Source organism: Ulvibacter sp. 2305UL32-6, assembly GCF_058148545.1.
In genome coordinates this window covers 314,710-331,747 of sequence record NZ_JBYVKA010000003.1, presented here as the reverse complement: position 1 = coordinate 331,747, position 17,038 = coordinate 314,710, and the positions used below count along the sequence as shown (strand labels likewise).

The 17,038-nt window shown below is 37.1% G+C and carries 10 protein-coding genes and 1 tRNA gene; 8 read left to right on the top strand and 3 right to left on the bottom strand.

All coding sequences use genetic code 11. The features are described 5' to 3' along the window. Nucleotides 1-373: 373 nt before the first annotated feature. From uppS to ACY2RU_RS11185, 5 genes are all read left to right on the top strand, one after another. Nucleotides 374-2,008 (top strand): polyprenyl diphosphate synthase, encoded by a 1,635-nt coding sequence (uppS, locus tag ACY2RU_RS11205; protein WP_490138549.1) that lies wholly within the window; start codon nucleotides 374-376, stop codon nucleotides 2,006-2,008. Beyond that, on the top strand, nucleotides 1,998-3,830 hold the full coding sequence (locus tag ACY2RU_RS11200; RefSeq protein WP_490138548.1) for a cyanobactin maturation protease PatG family protein: 1,833 nt from the start codon (nucleotides 1,998-2,000) through the stop codon (nucleotides 3,828-3,830). The genes uppS and ACY2RU_RS11200 overlap by 11 nt, the downstream gene beginning before the upstream one ends. A 30-nt stretch (nucleotides 3,831-3,860) precedes the next feature. After that, nucleotides 3,861-4,154 (top strand): hypothetical protein, encoded by a 294-nt coding sequence (locus ACY2RU_RS11195; protein WP_490138547.1) that lies wholly within the window; start codon nucleotides 3,861-3,863, stop codon nucleotides 4,152-4,154. Nucleotides 4,155-4,219: 65 nt separating this feature from the next. Then, nucleotides 4,220-10,894 carry an RHS repeat-associated core domain-containing protein gene (locus ACY2RU_RS11190; RefSeq protein WP_490138546.1) on the top strand — a complete coding sequence of 2,225 codons (6,675 nt, stop codon included), beginning with the start codon at nucleotides 4,220-4,222 and terminating at the stop codon, nucleotides 10,892-10,894. 11 nt (nucleotides 10,895-10,905) lie between these two features. After that, entirely contained in the window at nucleotides 10,906-11,199 is a 294-nt protein-coding gene (locus ACY2RU_RS11185) for a hypothetical protein (protein WP_490138545.1), read from the top strand. An 84-nt stretch (nucleotides 11,200-11,283) separates the two neighbouring features. On the opposite strand, the gene ACY2RU_RS11180 is transcribed toward ACY2RU_RS11185, so the two are convergent. Beyond that, complete coding sequence (locus ACY2RU_RS11180) at nucleotides 11,284-12,594, bottom strand: PI-PLC domain-containing protein (protein ID WP_490138544.1); 1,311 nt, start codon at nucleotides 12,592-12,594, stop codon at nucleotides 11,284-11,286. A gap of 856 nt (nucleotides 12,595-13,450) precedes the next feature. Here ACY2RU_RS11180 and ACY2RU_RS11175 point away from each other — a divergent pair. From ACY2RU_RS11175 to ACY2RU_RS11165, 3 genes are all read left to right on the top strand, one after another. Then, the gene (locus ACY2RU_RS11175; protein ID WP_490138543.1) at nucleotides 13,451-14,008 is read left to right on the top strand and encodes a tetratricopeptide repeat protein; all 558 of its coding nucleotides are present in this window, start codon (nucleotides 13,451-13,453) and stop codon (nucleotides 14,006-14,008) included. Nucleotides 14,009-14,524: 516 nt separating this feature from the next. Further along, nucleotides 14,525-14,592: transfer RNA gene (locus tag ACY2RU_RS11170), tRNA-Ser, on the top strand. Between the two features lie 593 nt (nucleotides 14,593-15,185). Continuing rightward, nucleotides 15,186-16,289: a slipin family protein gene (locus ACY2RU_RS11165; protein ID WP_490138542.1), complete on the top strand. Its 1,104-nt coding sequence runs from the start codon at nucleotides 15,186-15,188 to the stop codon at nucleotides 16,287-16,289. Between the two features lie 118 nt (nucleotides 16,290-16,407). On the opposite strand, the gene ACY2RU_RS11160 is transcribed toward ACY2RU_RS11165, so the two are convergent. Further along, nucleotides 16,408-16,800, bottom strand: coding sequence for a cupredoxin domain-containing protein (locus tag ACY2RU_RS11160; RefSeq protein ID WP_490138541.1), 393 nt, complete (start codon nucleotides 16,798-16,800; stop codon nucleotides 16,408-16,410). Between the two features lie 31 nt (nucleotides 16,801-16,831). Beyond that, nucleotides 16,832-16,969, bottom strand: a complete 138-nt coding sequence (locus tag ACY2RU_RS11155; protein ID WP_490138540.1) for a hypothetical protein — start codon at nucleotides 16,967-16,969, stop codon at nucleotides 16,832-16,834. Between the last annotated feature and the right edge of the window lie 69 nt (nucleotides 16,970-17,038).

Below are 17,038 nucleotides of genomic sequence, written 5' to 3'. Positions count from 1 at the left end.
GAAATAGCCGAAATGTTTTTTGAAAATATATGGTATTAAACACCTTACTAATAATTATTTTTTAGTCAAACAGGATTTTTCCTAGAACAAGAAACAGGATTTTTCCTATAAAAACGTATCCATTAATTCTGTACATTTATCATCTGGCAAGTATGCTTATTTACTTAAATATAAATTTTTATACTTTATTTTTGAGAATTTCGAGTAGAAAGCCTCTCCTTCTTTAAGGATTAAATATAATTTGATCTTTCCCCACCACCAATAAAGGCATTCCCACAATATTAAAATGTATTCCCACTGCTAATCGATCACGATTGCACCCCACGAACATTTTCAAATGCACTTAGTATCACGAACTAAATTTAAAAGCATTTTGAAAACAAATAAGAAACTTTGGGATGATATTCATCATGTATGGCAGAATACTCTGGGCGATCCAGCGATTCGGATAGCCGTTTTAGATGGTAGACCTGATTTAGATCATCCTTCTTTAAATCTTAGTGAAATTACTATCAGTTATTTATATGATGAAACGAAAGCAGATCATCAAATGTCATATCACGGTACGGCTGTTGCTAGCTTAATTTTTGGCAATCATGCAGGGTCAATTAAAGGTGTTTGTCCAAATGCTTCTGGAATTATAGTTCCTTTATATAATCAGTATGAGGAGGCTTGCTCACAAGATCGGCTTGCGGATGCTATAATGTTAGCCATTGAAAAGGGCGCGGATATTATTAATATTAGTGCGGGAGAATTATCATCAGTGCTTCATTCTAGCTTAAAGCTAAGACAGGCAATTGAGTTTTCTAGGGTAAGCAATGTCATTGTAGTATCGGCTGTGGGTAATCACGGTTGTAATTGTAGTCAAATACCCGCAAGTATACCAGGAGTGTTGGCAGTGGGTGCGGTCAAAGAAGATGGGACTCCATTTGAGTTTAGCAACTACGGAACCCATTATAAAGATGGAGGAATTTTAGTTCCGTTTACCACATTTACTACTGCTGGGTTGCATAACACCTATAATGAATCTTGTTCAACTTCGGTTGCAACACCAATAATCTCAGGGCTTATTGCCTTATACTTGTCCTGGCAACTTAAGCTGGGTCTTGAAATTGATGGGCTAGCAGTGATGCAAGCAATAATCGCATCTGCCACTCCGTGTTCAGAGAATCAAAACCAATGTGAAAAATTTTTAGAAGGGGTTTTAGATATTACGGGTACACTTCATCTGTTAAAACTGCAAAAAGAGTATAATTTTAGTAGAAATACTGATTATTTGGAGGTTCATGATAAGAACGAACCTTCTAAAGAAATCATGAATTCAGAATGGTTTGAAACCGTGAATCATCTAGCCATTATTCCAGATGGAAATAGACGCTGGTCAAGAAATAATGGATTTAAAGTTTCGGAAGGTCATAGTCGTGCTTTTCTTAAAGTTGCACCATTATTATTGGAAGCACTATGGAAGAACGGAATTCACACGGTAACTCTTTGGCTTTTCTCAACTGAAAATTGGAAACGACCGAAAGAAGAAGTTCATCATCTAATGAACATATATGACGGGTTTTTAAAGCTTATCCTAATAATAGCAGCTCGCTATAGTATAAAGATAGTCCATTTAGGAAGGAAAAGCCGCCTACCAGAATTTTTGACAGAAAGAGTAAAAGCGGTAGAAGATAGCACTAGGGCTAATGAAAAAGGTGTGTTTAATATAGCCTTAGACTATGGAGGCCTTAACGAAATTGAACGTGCGACTCAGAATTTGGCCTTTAATAAAACCTTAAAAGGGAAACTGTCAGATTTTTTAGATACCGCAGGACAAATATTTCCAAATCCAGATTTAATAATTAGAACTTCTGGGGAGCATAGAATGTCTGGCTTTATGCCAGTCCAATCCAGGTACTCTGAATGGTGCTTTATAGAAAAAAACTTCCCAGATTTATGTATAACAGATATACATCAAGCCATTTATTCATTTAAACATAAACACCGAAGATATGGAGCTTAAGGCACTATTCTTAAGGGCTTATGAAGTAGGGAAAGAACTGTCTGAAGGCGACATTGTTCTATCCACAAGTCAGAAGTTTACTAATTCAATTATCTATAGGAATCGCTATTTTGTTGAATTTGGTGAAACAGGAAGAAGAAAAATAAAAGCCAAACAAGCCAGATTACTATCTCTTTTGAAAGCTCCGACCTCAGTGGAAAAAGTAATAAAAGATAGACTTTCAGAAAAAGAGATAACTTTTTTAGGTGTTTCTGAAACAAACGGTAAAATTCTGTATAAGCTATATTTTGGTTTTTCTGAATTGCATGATGGTAAAAAAGAAAACGCTGCCTATGCCTTAGGGTGGGCGCCTAATAAGAAGAATTGTAAAATATTTGTTTACGACTGGTCAAATCAAAGTACGGTTGAAAGTGCATTACGAACATTTCAGAATGCGATAGGCCCATTTCGAAGTGCCAATGAAATACAAAGTGACGTTTTTTATAATTCAATTTATAGCATCATTCGTGAATGCGACTTTACTAAGAACTTTTTAAGAATAAAGGAAGAATCAAAACAGAGAAACTCTGTTGATTTTAGTTTGATTGAAGGAAAAAAAATTAAAGTCGCTCATAATTTGATCAATCTTGTTCAGATAAGTAGACAACTTAAAATACCCTATGAGATATTCGAAAAATGGAATTTCGATCTTGAACATAATGCTGTAATTGAACATTTGGGTGCTGGTTGTGATAATAAGGGAAGTCCATTTTTAACCCTATATGTTGGACACCCAGAGAGGCCAACTTTCTATGAGGAGCAACCAATTCTCAAAACATCAACCTCTAAATACGATGAAAAAAATAAAATTTTTAACCAAAAATCACAAATTATGGAAAACGATCAGATTACAAAATCTATTCAAACTGATATGTCTGAAAATAGTAAGGTATTCAATGAAAGGTCTAAACAAGGAGATTATGAAACTAGAATTGAAGAAGAAAACAAAAGTGAACCTGTAAAGGCTACAATAAAGCCCTCATCCTGCGGATGTAGTTCCAACCAAACCAATGAAGGAGCGCTAGTATACGTAATAGGCAACATTCACTTTGATTTTTTGAGCGATTCAAATAAAGATTCATTTACCCATTACTTAGGTAAAGAACTAAGTATTGGCGTCTTGATTGAAAATATTAAAAAGCAGACTTATCTCGCTGAAGAATTAAGTTGGATAGTCATGATTAATGATGTGCCAATTTATGCAGTTAAACCGAAAGGTGCTTTTGCGAAAGAGGGCTATGAAATGTTGATCGACTTTTTTACAGATTTACATAAAACTAAAAACCCTATTGAAAGGGTGGCTATCCCAGGTATAATAAGTGGAACAACAGTGCTCTCCTCCGGTCAGGAAGTACCTACAATAACACCAGTGCTTAGAGGTATGGCCTCTTGGAATACAAAAGCATTAGTTGATTTAGTGTCAAGTAAGAAATCAACGGGTCTTACAAACCAACTAAATGACTTTTTATCTCGAATTTATTTTGAACTGCAAAATAAAGGAAGAAATCCAGCCGATCGCGCATTGAATTATGCAGCCACGAACTTATTTCAGTCTTCTAAAATTTTTGAAGAAAGTATCAAGAATGGTCTTGAGCTTTCAGATATTTCTGTTGAGAAAAGTAAATTTTATCGACCAGATCGTGATCTATGGGATTTTAAAGTTGTGTTTTTTAATCCGTCCAAACGCCATGAAGAAGCTCGAAAGGTATATGGATTTACCATTGATACAACAGAGGCAATCCCAACGACTATAGGAGATATAAGACATTGGTCAATCTATTAAAACAATTTTTTAACATTTAAAATAAATATTATGAAACTTCAAAACTCAAACAAGCCATTGAACAAATTTGGCATTTCAACAAATTATTCAAAAATATCGCAATCAGACTGCCCTGATGGTGATCTCAATGTAACACTACCTAATGGGACAACTTCAAAACTTCATAACGCGATAGGGTGCTGCTATTCGTATCCCGATTGCAACCCATGTAGTGGAAGTAAAAGCGCTCATTATGACCAAATTATTGGTGAACACTTTCCAGATACTTGTGGAACTAACAATGTAAATGATTGTTACTATTATGTCAATTGTAATGGGATATAAATAATAGTTAAAAGTAGATTAAACCATTTTGGAAATTCAGTTAATAACATAAAAGAGAATTAATTATGAAACATCAACATCAACTAAAAGTTTTTATTTTTTTACTGTTATTGTCGGCATGCCATCAAATCGTTGATCCAAATGGAGAAGAAGTTGAATTAAGTGCCAAAACAGTTAAATTAATTGGAACAACTAATATCAACGCAACCATTGGAAAAAATGGAGGCGCTAGTTTGTCTATCCCAATCGATATCCCGCCTGGCATTGATGGCGCAAGCCCAAAATTAATCTTGTCATATTCTAGTCAGGGAGAAAATGGAATGCTAGGAATGGGGTGGAGTTTGCAAGGTTTGTCTGCGATAACTAGAACAGGCGCCATTATAGCCGTTGACGGTTTTATTGGAGGGGTAAGTTATGGGCCAAATGATAGATTCACTAAAGATGGTTCGAGATTAATTAATGTTGAAGGCACATATGGTGCGGATAAAACAGTGTATCACACTGAAGTTGAGTCTTGGGATAGACTTGTTTCTCAGGGTCAGAGTGGATCGGGTCCCACCCAATTTTTAGTTTCAAAAAAAAATGGAAAACAACTGGAATATGGCGGCACGGTAGATAGTCGTGTTTTGGCCGATGGTCAATCAGATGTCCGTCTCTGGGCCATTAACAAATCAACTGATTTAAACGGAAATGTGATTGAATATTCATATACCTCAAATCCTATTGATGCCAATAATAATACTGCAATTTCGACGCCTGGAGCGTATTATCCGTTAGAGATTGCCTACACTTCAAACGGAAGTACGGCTGCTAACCGTTTTGTTCGATTTGAGTACGAGGCACGAAAGGATGTAGAAGAGAAATATATAGGAGGCTATTTGGTACGGTATGCGGCTAGACTAATAGCCATCAAAACATTCGTTGGTACCCAAATGGTTCGAACGTATGATGTCAATTATCAAACTCAGAATTTTCCAGTTGACCGAGCTAAAATTGAAAGTATTCAAGAATCTGGACCCACGACTAGTCTTCCACAAACGGTATTTACGTACCAGGAAGGAAATACGAACTATGCTCAAACCACGACTGCTCTTAGCAATGCCTTTACTCCGAATGCTGGATGGAACAACCTGTCAAGTTTTCCGGTTACGATGGCCGAAGTAAATGGTGATGGACGTATGGATATCATAGGTTTTAAAAATGGCACACAAGTCTCGACAGCTGCCGTAAATCCTGGTTCGGGATCACCGCTGTTTGAAAATACGGAGACTTGGTCTTCAGACTTTAGCATGGACGGGACTAACTGGCAAAACTCTTCAAAAACACCGAGATATATGGCCGATGTCAACGGCGATGGATTATCTGATGTTGTTGGGATAGGAATGAATGGGGTTTTAGTAGGAATCTCAAAGGGAAATTTGAGTGCTGGAGGCTTTTCAACGTCCGACTGGAATGGCGGAAATGTTTTTCCTCACTTTGGGGTGAATCAAGGCTGGAACGCAGCAGGAGCTTATCCTGTGACCATTGCTGATGTTAATGGTGATCAAAAAGTTGATTTAATAGGTTTTAAAGATAACGTTATGGTCGCTTTATCTAATGGGTCAGCATTTGAGAATCCAACATCCTGGTATACTGGATTTACCGTTGATCAAGGTTGGCAGAGCACAAATACAAGAGTTATGGCCGACGTCAATGGTGATGGCTCGGCAGATATTGTGGGATTTAGTAATGCTGGAGTGGTAGTAGGACTATCAACAGGATCAGGTTTTGAAATTTCGAGTTGGAATGGTGGAAATCCCTTTCCTTATTTTGGAGCGGATCAAGGCTGGAATAACCCTGCTAATTTTCCGATTATGTTAGCAGATGTCAACGGTGATGGTCATAGCGATATTATTGGTTTTAAAGAAGAGATTATGGTCTCAATTTCCACAGGTAAAGAATTTTTAGCTCCGGTATCTTGGATTACAGATTTTACTAACAATCAAGGATGGACATCTTCGACACCAAGATTACTTTCTGATGTGAACAACGATGGTATGGCTGATATTGTTGGATATGGACAAAACGGTGTCGAGATAGCTATCTCTGATGGTGTGTCTTTCTCAAAATCTTACTGGAATGAAGGCAAAACCTATCCAGATTATGGAATAAATCAAGGATGGACTAGCAGCCAAATGAGGATGATGGTTGATATCACGGGCGACGGAATAGCTGAAATTGTTGGTTTTTATAAAAATGATATTAAAGCCTCATTGTACCAAGGGTTGTATCCAGATCTTTGTTCATCATCAACAGATGGCTTGGGTAATAAGTATACCCTAGCATATTCAACAATTTCGAATCCAGACATATATTCCTATAGCGGCAGTGCCTCAACGTCAAACGTATCCTTTTTAGCGCATACCTCATTATCCTTACCAGTAAACCCACAACTGGCTGTTTTTAATCAAAGGAGAATCAAAGGTGGCCGCATCAATGTGGTGACTTCGTTGACTGGTGAAAATGAAAAGACAATCAATGCATCGGTCTATTCTAACGTTCAAAAATTTCAATATAAAAATGCATTGTATAATCTTCAAGGAAGAGGCTGGCTTGGATTTGAAACTGTGATACAAGAAGATATGGGCGCAGGAACCACTTTGCAGAAGGACTATCTTCAAACATTCCCTTTCACAGGGTTATTAAAATCGTCTCAAGTTCAATGCGGCACTTCATCAACCGACTCGAGGTGCACTACAAACCAAATTTTATCAAATAAATCAACCACCTATGTATGTGAACCGGGCACTGTTTGCACAACACAGGATAGTCTTACGTTTAAACCATATAATAATGTATATCAGCGGTTAAAAGCACTTGATATTACAGATATATACGATTATGGAGTTTATAAATTTTCTATTGGTCAAGCCAATACACATGATGCCTATGGAAATGTAATTTTAAAATCAAACTTGAACTATACCAATCAGGCTGGAGGTGATATTGATCCAAAGGATAATGTCTACACACATAAAATCTTCAAAAATGATACAACTTCAAATTGGAGGCTTGGTTTTATGGAACTTGTTAAGGTGTCCGCAAATGCAACAGCATCTGGATTGAATGCTATTAGTTGTTCGACCGTTGATCCAAAATTTGATAATAAAAATGATTTTAACATTAAATGTATTGCATATGATAGCAATATGAATATTGCAAGTCGATGTAGTTGGGATAATGACAAGAATGAGAATGTATGGCTCACCTACCAATATTCATATGATCAATTTGGAAATACTATAAATATTATTGATCCGGCAGGGAATAACACAATTAGAACATATGATGCTACTTATAATACATACGTCGCTACAAAAATGACTCCTCAAAATACTCAAGGAGATTCTCTTGTTTATCGATACGGTTACGACCCTAGGTTTGGAAAAAAATCGGTTACGCAAGATCCAAATGGAAATGTAGATATTACTGTATTTGACGAATTCGGAAGAAAATTGATTGATCAAGGACCATTGCCTGATATTGCAAATGTGCAAGCAAGTAAAAATCAAGTAAATCCTCTTGTAACTGGATCTTCTCTATTTTCATCAGAAAAGGTTATTACGCTTAAAGAATATCAATTTGCTAAACAAGGAACCGATTCTATCTACTTATTAGAATCTATTCTTCAGAATTGGCCGGAAAACGGCTCCCCAGTTTATAATACGCTAAAGCACTATCTGAACGGAAAGGGTCTTACTTATAAAAATGTAAAAACTACAAATTGTTACGGGAACGATGATGTCACGGTAGATTATTTTTTTGACAGTAGAAACAATGTAGTAATACAGTCAACGCCCTACTTCTCAACGGATAGCGATAAATTTTATATTCGTAAAACACACGATGTTTATAACAGAATTGTTCGTAGTTCTGCACCAGCTGGCCAATTGGCAAAAGATTCGAGCGTAACAGCAACTGCCTATAGTTATAATAGTAAAGGCTATAGCATGAATATTCAGCAGGCATTTGGTTCACCAGATCAATATGACAAAAGCTTAACCTATGCGTACGCTAATGGAAAAGCTATTAACACTCAAATGATTTCAGGAAAGGTTTCTCCTGCTACTACTACCTTTAAGTATGATATTTTAGGAAGAAAAATTAGTGCAACAGACCCTGCTGCTCCGTCAGATCCCAATGGGCTAACCAATACCCTAAAATTTGACTCAAAAGGCCGAAAAGTGCTGTTGTATAACCCTGCACAGGATACCATATCGTTTAATTACAATAAGGAAGGTAGTTTAACAACCAAAACCGATGCAAACGGAACAACAAATTTTTCATACGACAAATTAGGGCGAATCATTTCCAGAAAATGGGATGATGGTACCCAAATGAAATTTATGTATGATGAAAAGACTGTCGATAATGGCTTGGGAAAAATGACTAGTGCAGAGGTTATTAATGCGAAGGGAGTATCTACAACCAAATACACCTATTCTTATGATGTTTACGGAAACAAAAAAACGGTTAGTTTACAAATTTTTGGTCAAAACAAGCCTTTTATCACCAAGTTTAAAACGGACCCTTCAGGACGAACCTATGAGTATACCTACCCAGATAATACTGTTTTATCGAAAAAATTTACTGCCTGCTCTTTAGATTCTATTAGCTTGCAAGGCAAAACTTTTGCGACTTACAGTGATCGAAATGCCAATGGTTCACCAAATAAAATAACATACGGAAATGGTGTTGAGTCAACATATTCTTATGCTTTAGGAGGACTTCCAAACTCAATAGTGATAAAAGATATTAATGGAAACCTTATTTTAAATGATAGTTTGACGTGGAATAAACTAAACCAGATCGAGAGTATTAACGATTTAGATCCCTCAGGCCTCGATTATAGCCAAGACTTTCAATACAGCGATTTACGTTTAACTACTGCTACTTCCAATGGTACCTACGGAACCATAAAATACGACTTTGATAATGCAGGAAATCTAATTAGGAAAAATGACATTACCTATGCGTATAATGGTCATCAAATGATTAGTGGGGTTAACGCATCAAATGAAAACATTTATAAGGCAGATTACGATCAAATAGGAAATATCACTTCACAAACAACAGCGACCACCACTCAAAATTTTAGTTATGACGCTGAAAATCGACTAGAAAAAATATATAACCCTACAACAGAGGATTCTATTGTCTACACCTATGATCATGCAGGGCGAAGGGTGAAATCAAAATCTGCTGACGGAACTGAACGATATTATATTTCAGAAAATTATGAAGTCGTTGTAAATGCGACTAAAAAGCAGTCTATCAAGTATGTATTTGGAGCATCAGGGAAAATAGCCGCTGTATATATGGATCTTTCTACTAGCGTACCTTCCGAAGAAAAAACGGTCTATTTACATCAAAATCAAATCAGTAGTACGCGAATAGTAACAAACAGCGCAGGACAAAAAGATAACCTTTTATTCTATTTGCCCTACGGAAAACTCTTTGACAACAGTAGTTTACTTGCCTCAGATATGCCCGCGTATACAGGGAAGCGTCTTGATCAAGACACAGGTCTATATTATTACGGTCAGCGCTATTATAACCCTGAGACAGGTCGGTTTATAACTGCAGACAATGGTCTTGGTGCTAGTAGTAAAACACAAGATGCTTTCAACAGATATCAATATGTGCTCGGCAATCCTATTAAGTATAATGATCCATCAGGTCAAATGAATTGCCTTGGAGCGATCGCTGCCTATGGTGGAGGTGGAGCCTTAACAGGACTAATAGGATATGTAGGAATGTATTATACAGTTGAAGGAAAGGGGGGAGAACTTAGAGCAAGACTCTGGGGGACTGGCGCTTTTGTAGTTGCTACAGGTATTGGTTTGGCCTCTGGTATCGCGAAATGTATCAAATTGCGTCGTAATGATGAGAATGGCAATGAAGATGACAGTGACGATAGTGATGATTCCAGTTACGATTCTGACGAAAGTGACGCCTATGAAAGTGAGAGTGATGTGGGAGCGCCAGGAGAAGATGTACAAATGGACGTGCTATCTGATTCAGATACTGGCTGTTTTATAGCGGGGACAAAAGTATGGTCTGAGAAGGGCTTAGTAAATATTGAATCAGTCAAAACTGGAGATTTGGTTTGGAGCTTTAATGATAAGCTCAGAATCATAGAGCTAAAGAAGGTAATTCAATTAATTCGAAGAAAAAAAGAACAGCTTTATGTGATCACCACCGAAAAAGAACAAATTTATACCACCGAAGAACATCCATTCAAGGTGGCATCTGGGGACTATGCAGCGGCCGCAAAACTCAACATTGGAGACATGTTAATAGATAGAAACTTGAACCAAGTACTTATTCTAGATATTACTACCATGATGAAAGATGTTTCTGTGTACAATTTTGAAGTGGAAGACAATCACAATTATTTTGTCACAACATCTGGAATTTTGGTGCATAATGATTGTACGGGCTCGCAAGATAGTCTAGGCGATGAAACCGAAATGGGTGAGGGTGATCTCACCGAATCCAGTGTGGATGCAAGTACCGAAGCAGAAGCCGATATTTCAAGTGAAATTAGCTCAGAAGTTGGATCGGAAGTAGGTGTTGAAGCTGGTGCCGAAGTTGGAGCAGAAGTTGGAGCAGAAGTGGGTGCTGAGGTCGGTGCCGAAGTTGGTGCTGAGGTGTTAGCCGAAGTACTACCAGAATTATTACTATTATTATTACTTTAAAACTATACATTATGAAAATACCACATCAATTTATGCCCGTTCAGGGATCAGGAACTAGTAACTTTGGAATCCAACCATCAGGCTGCTCAGGAGGTGATCTTATGGTCGTTCTCTCAGACGGAAAAGAAGCGACCTTAAAAGGTGCAATAGAATGTTCGTATAAGTACCCGAAATGTGTACCAACTTTATCGGAGAAAAATCAAGCTTATGATAAGCTTATTGGTCAACAGTTCAAGAAAGAATGTGGTGAAAACAATTCTAAAGATTGTTATTATTGGACCAAATGCAACACTTTTGGAATGTAAATCGCAGCGATAATAGTAAATTTAATGGATTCAAAAACGTTTTTTAGGTCAATAGGCACTCGTGAGTTTTACCATGAAGTATATCTATTGCCGCTTCCAGTTTATAGACATAGCAAAAGCTGCGGAATCTGAATTTATAATATTATCTAAGTAAATTATGTTTGGGAATATTGCAGTTGTTACTTGTGGATAAACCATATCCACAAATCGTTGATTTGCTTCATTAGCTAAATCCTTTATACTTGATGAGACACCTAAGGCACAGGTAGACGCTTGAAGGCTGTCTTGAGTCAAAGTCCATGATAATAGGAAGTAAGTTCCACCATGTGCTTTCATTTTTGATATTTGATCTGAAGCCATTTCATCGACGGTGTTCTTATTAGCGTAGCTATTGTAAACATCAAAGCACGAATATTGGTAAAATCCGTTTCCTTCATAATGATTCAAGTTAGCGTTATCCTCCAATATGATGATAACTGATGCTTGTGATGAAATAAAGTCTTGTACATTTTTTTGCGTTAGATCAGTGTTTTTATCACTTACAAATAACTTATTTATTTTCGATAATTTTTTGAATAACGCGTTCCATTCAGATTGATTAAAAGATCTATAAGAATCGCTGCCAAGATCTGTATTTAACGAATGTGATAGATTTAAAATAATCAATTCATTTTGAACTTGAGTAAAATCATTAATATCCTTGATAATCGAGTCGATTGATTGACCGTTTGCCCCTTGCCACGAGCTTAGCGCGTCAATGTAACCATAATGACCAGTATAGTAGTTGCTATTACTAATAACAGGTCTAATATCAAAATAGCGTGCTCCACATTCGAGTTGACCCTTTACGGTGTTACTTTGTGTAAGAACATTACAGTCATTAGCGAAGACTGTTCCCGAGGTGTATTTATTCATTCCTGAGTCATGCGCACCAACGATACAAATGTCATTAATTTTTTTGGAAGCTAATAGAGATAGATTGTCCTCCATCCAGGAAGCTCCGTTTAAATGGGTTGAAGTAAAATCACCCAATTTTCCAGATAAAAGATAAGCCACATGACCATCATGATTCCACCCTAACGAGATTAGAGTGTTTCTTGGATTAGAATGGGTTTCAAGAGTTGAATAGTAGATCCTCAGGTCAAAACCTTTCTTTGCCCGTGCCTGAATCTGGAATGTTTTCCCAGAACCTTGCATTGTATAATCGACCTCTCCAGAATCATCAGCCTGTTGAATTAAAAATCCTTGGTCCCATTCGATATAGACACTTATAGAAGTTTTAGATTCAATTTTATCTGGGAAGCTCCATGAATTCATTTGGTAAGAATGCTCTTTTATCTTTATCCAGTCTTCATCTGTGCTGTTAACTAATGTGATTTTTCCACCTTGCCCCATTGTTTCTATATATTACATTATTAAGTAAATCTCTGTTATTTAGAAATTTACGACATAATGAAAAGTTTGGTTATACGTGTTTTTACTTAATTCTGAGTTTCGGAGTTGTCTTTTAGATACTGAATCCAACGCCGCTAAAATTAAATTTGGCTACAACCTATATTTTATAGCATATTTGCATTTCAGAAAAAAGAATGAAAACGATAGTAGAACATATGAACCCAATCGGACTAAAAAGTTCGTTTCAATATCGCGCAGATGAAGATTTATTGTGCCGATATGGGACATTTTGTACTGTTTTTTGACAAAAAAATCATTAAAATTATACAGATACAAGAGCGTCCATCAACATGGACGCTTTTTTTATGGAATTTTTTGAAATTATTTTTATTGAAGATTGAAAAGTAGCATATACCGCCTTTGAAACCTAAGCAAAAGAGAAACAGCAACTTGCAACATGGTGTGAGCATCCGTAAATAACGGACAGGAATTCTTATGCCCAAAATCATCATAACAAATTGATAATCAGGAAAATAAAAGTTAAATTTTATTTGGAAATTTAAAATTACTGCCCATCTTTGCACCGCCGTCAAACATTACGGTTTTAATAAATAACGAATCAATAACAAGAAGCTATGCAACGAAATATTCACATAGATCAAATGAGTGGAACTGAACTTCCATTTTTTGAAAAGCTTCGAGATTGTAAATAGAAATTAAAAATCTTCTATGAGAAAATCCGAAGCAGGCACAACCGTTTCGGATTTTTTTTACGTCAATTTTTGACGTTCCCATTCCGTTTCGGTTTTAAAAATGCAGCATATCGCTGTAAAATTAATTAGTAAAAGAAACCAAAATGGACACACATAATATGTATTTGTTCAAGGCTTTAGACGCTTATTCATATAGTTTGGAAGAGACTATGGAGTCGCTCAACTATGCGTTGTCTTACGATCCAGAGAATGCAGAAGCACTGTTACTAATGGCAAAAGTAAGAGCCTATCAGTTGCGTGATTACGAAGGTGCCAAGCACTATTTTGAGTTAGCAATGACCCAAAATATGGAAATGGGCAAGTTGTATATAGACTATAGTTATGTTCTAATTCTGAATGAAGATTTTACGGAAGCACAACGCTTATTGGATTATGCGATTACAGTAAAAGGAACTGATAAAGGTTGGATGCAATGGCTACAAGGTCAAATTTTTGAAGGAAGGTTCGAGTTAAAGCGTGCTAAAAAAGCGTACAAAGAAGCAATTCGTATAAGCAAGTGCAACAATCTTAGTGCTTTTGTAAAACGGGAAATGGAGCGCGTTGTTGAAAAACTTCCGAAGAAAAAGAACAAGAAAAAAAGCAAAAAGAAGTCGAAAACCAAAAGAAAGGAGAAAAGTAAGAATCGCTCAAAAAAGAAATAACGGAGCGCTCCACTGTCTATGGAGAAGGTGTGGGTTCGAAATACGAAGCATGCATAAACACCTTAAGAAGTAAATAAGGGCGTCGGGAGTAATCCCTTCGGTACTGCTATGTCTCCTACTTTCTATCGGAAGACGAGAGTTTCTTCTCTCATAGCCTACAAATTAACCTGTTGTGTAAACGTAGCACGTGAGCTAATAATGCTCAAGGTATAGGTTTGATTCCTATCAGGTTAAATAAATAGCAAAGTAGGTCTGGGTAGGATTACGTAATCCTCGAAGAGCTAGGTTCAAAATGCGGAGTATTCACGAACTCCAAATTGTAAATAAAAAAGGCAGGGCGTAATCCTGTCTGTTTCACACCAAGCGAGTCTTGTTGGGTGTTTCTGTATGGCACTATTGTATGACTTCGTGCAGCGATGTATGTTGATTGTCATATTCAACTTGACTTGGAGGCTTTTACTATTAGCCAAATAATAGTAGCTCTGTATACGTAGGTTCGAATCCTACTCGCATCGTTGATGCGATAGATCAGTGGTTAGATCAACAGAAGTGGATGTCACCGGTTCGAATCCGGTTTGTAGCAATGCGCTACAATAGCTCAGCGGTAGAGCACTACGCTCATAACGTAGGATGTGAATGAAAATTCACCACTCAAAGAAGGTCAACTTGTAAAAAATGACCACCAAAGCCGGCCGCTTTTAAAAAGGGTCAACAGCCAGTCACGCTGTAAAATTGATAAAATAGTAAGGAGCAGATTAGTTTGCGTGGCAACACAAAAACAGTCTTGCAAGTACCTTGAAATACAACTGTATTTTTTGCAAAAGGAGATCCTTTTAGGCAGAAAGACGTTGCAGCTTTTTCTTCGGAAATAGGCATGCTTCGAATAGATGCTGAAAACGAGATCACGGCGCTTTAAAAAAGTTGCATTTCCGTAACTGAAGAGATGATCTACTCTTTACTGTTTTTTATTTACATGATGAATTCGCGTTAGGGATTGAGGCAGGTACCGTGTACCACCGAAAGCCCGACCCAGACCGAGTGTTAGCGAGTGTCTGGGAAACGCCCAAAAAAATAAAAAGAAATTTCTAGATCGAGTCGCACCGGTAGCTTGACGAGGAGATGACACGAGCCCACAAGAGGTGGGTTGGTTTATGTTTAATTAGTAAAAATGAATACAATGAAACGAGTACGAATTAATACAGGAAAAGTAGGTTTGGTCTTCAGAAATGGAGAATACAAACGTGTGATCGCTACCGGAAAACACTGGGTCAACTGGATGCACAATGTATATATCTATAACCTTGCAGAGCAAATGACGGCAGTGCCCGTGGCGCTTGACATTTGGCTAAAGGATGAAACATTGGCGGCTATGTTGCACGTTATTGACGTAAAAGACAGTGAACTTGTCATTGTTTACAAAAATGGAACCTACAGCCAAGTGCTTACTACAGGACGCTATGTGTTTTGGAAAGGTTTGGTAGCTTATACATTTACGATGGTTGATTTGGGTAAGATCTATATCACCGAAAACATAGATACGGCTTTGTTTGCCAAATATGAATTGAATAAACATATCCGTGTTTTTGAAGTTGCGGCTTATGAAAAAGCGGTCTTGCTTGTCAATGATATTTTTGTAAAGATATTGACGGGTGGCACATACCGTTTCTGGAGAAACGACACAACGATCAAGATCGTAAAAGTAGATACGCGTATGTTGCAATTGGAAGTTGCTGGACAAGAATTGTTGACCAAAGACAAGGCAGCAATTCGAGTGAACTTCTATGCACAATACAGTGTGGTAAACATTGAAAAAGCCTTGATGGAAAACAAAGAGTTTGAAAAGCAATTGTATATCGCTATGCAATTGGCGTTGCGTGCCTACATTGGTACGCTTACATTGGATGAATTGTTGGAAAACAAAAGTGCGATTGCGAATGCTGTATTTGAAGACACAAAGACAGCCGCAACAAAGTTGGGTGTTGCTGTTATAAACTGCGGCATACGTGATGTTATTTTGACCGGTGAAATGAAAGACATCATGAACCAAGTTTTGGTAGCACAAAAAAAGGCGCAAGCCAATGTGATCACAAGACGTGAAGAAACAGCTTCAACAAGAAGCTTGTTGAACACCGCCAAATTGATGGAAGACAATGAAATGCTCTACAAATTGAAAGAAATGGAATATGTAGAAAAGATCGCCGATAAGATCGGGGAGATTTCGGTCACCGGAGATGGAGGTATGGTGAAACAGTTGAAGGAAATATTTGCTACAGGCAAATAGGCCTTGACGGGAGGTGAATGCACTGGGAGTTGAAAAACTCTTGGTGCATTCTTGATTTAAATCAATAAAAAAAGGAGCCTGATTCAGGCTCCTTTCTCACTAAACAATTAAACATCTATTACTGTACAATCAACGTATTATCTGTTGTTGTTTTGTTTAACGGGCAGAAATAAACATATTCTCCCTTAGTTAATGTTGTTGTGTTACTGCGTTCCGTTTTTCCTTCTTTTACAACGGTTGTAACATAGGCTGTTTTAATATGATTCTCGGCTTTTGAAACGTCTTTTCCTTTTGGAACCAAGACGAAACCTACATCAGTTCCAGCTTGGTTGTTTGTGATTTCAAAAACATAAGTACCTTCATTTACGGTCATTGTTTTTTGATCAAATTCTCCTGGACTCTGCGATAGCGAGATTATTGCGGGAGTTGCTGCTGTCATCGTAGCATCTTGAGCTTTTGAAAACGTTGTAAAACTTAAAGCGATAACAAGTATTGAAATGATTTTCTTCATGAATTATTTATTTTGTTAAGGATGTAAAAGCTTATTCGGCATCACAGTAGTAATCGTGTAAACTTTTATGTTCACAATGTGTTAGTGCGTTTAATTTTTTAGATAGTTTTTCTTTCCCTTTTCGGAAGATCTCGATGAGATTAAAAATAGAGGTATGTGAATTTTTCATAGTATTTGTTTTATAGTACAAAGATGAAACAGTAGCGGACTGATTAAAACCTCAATTCTTCCTGTAGTC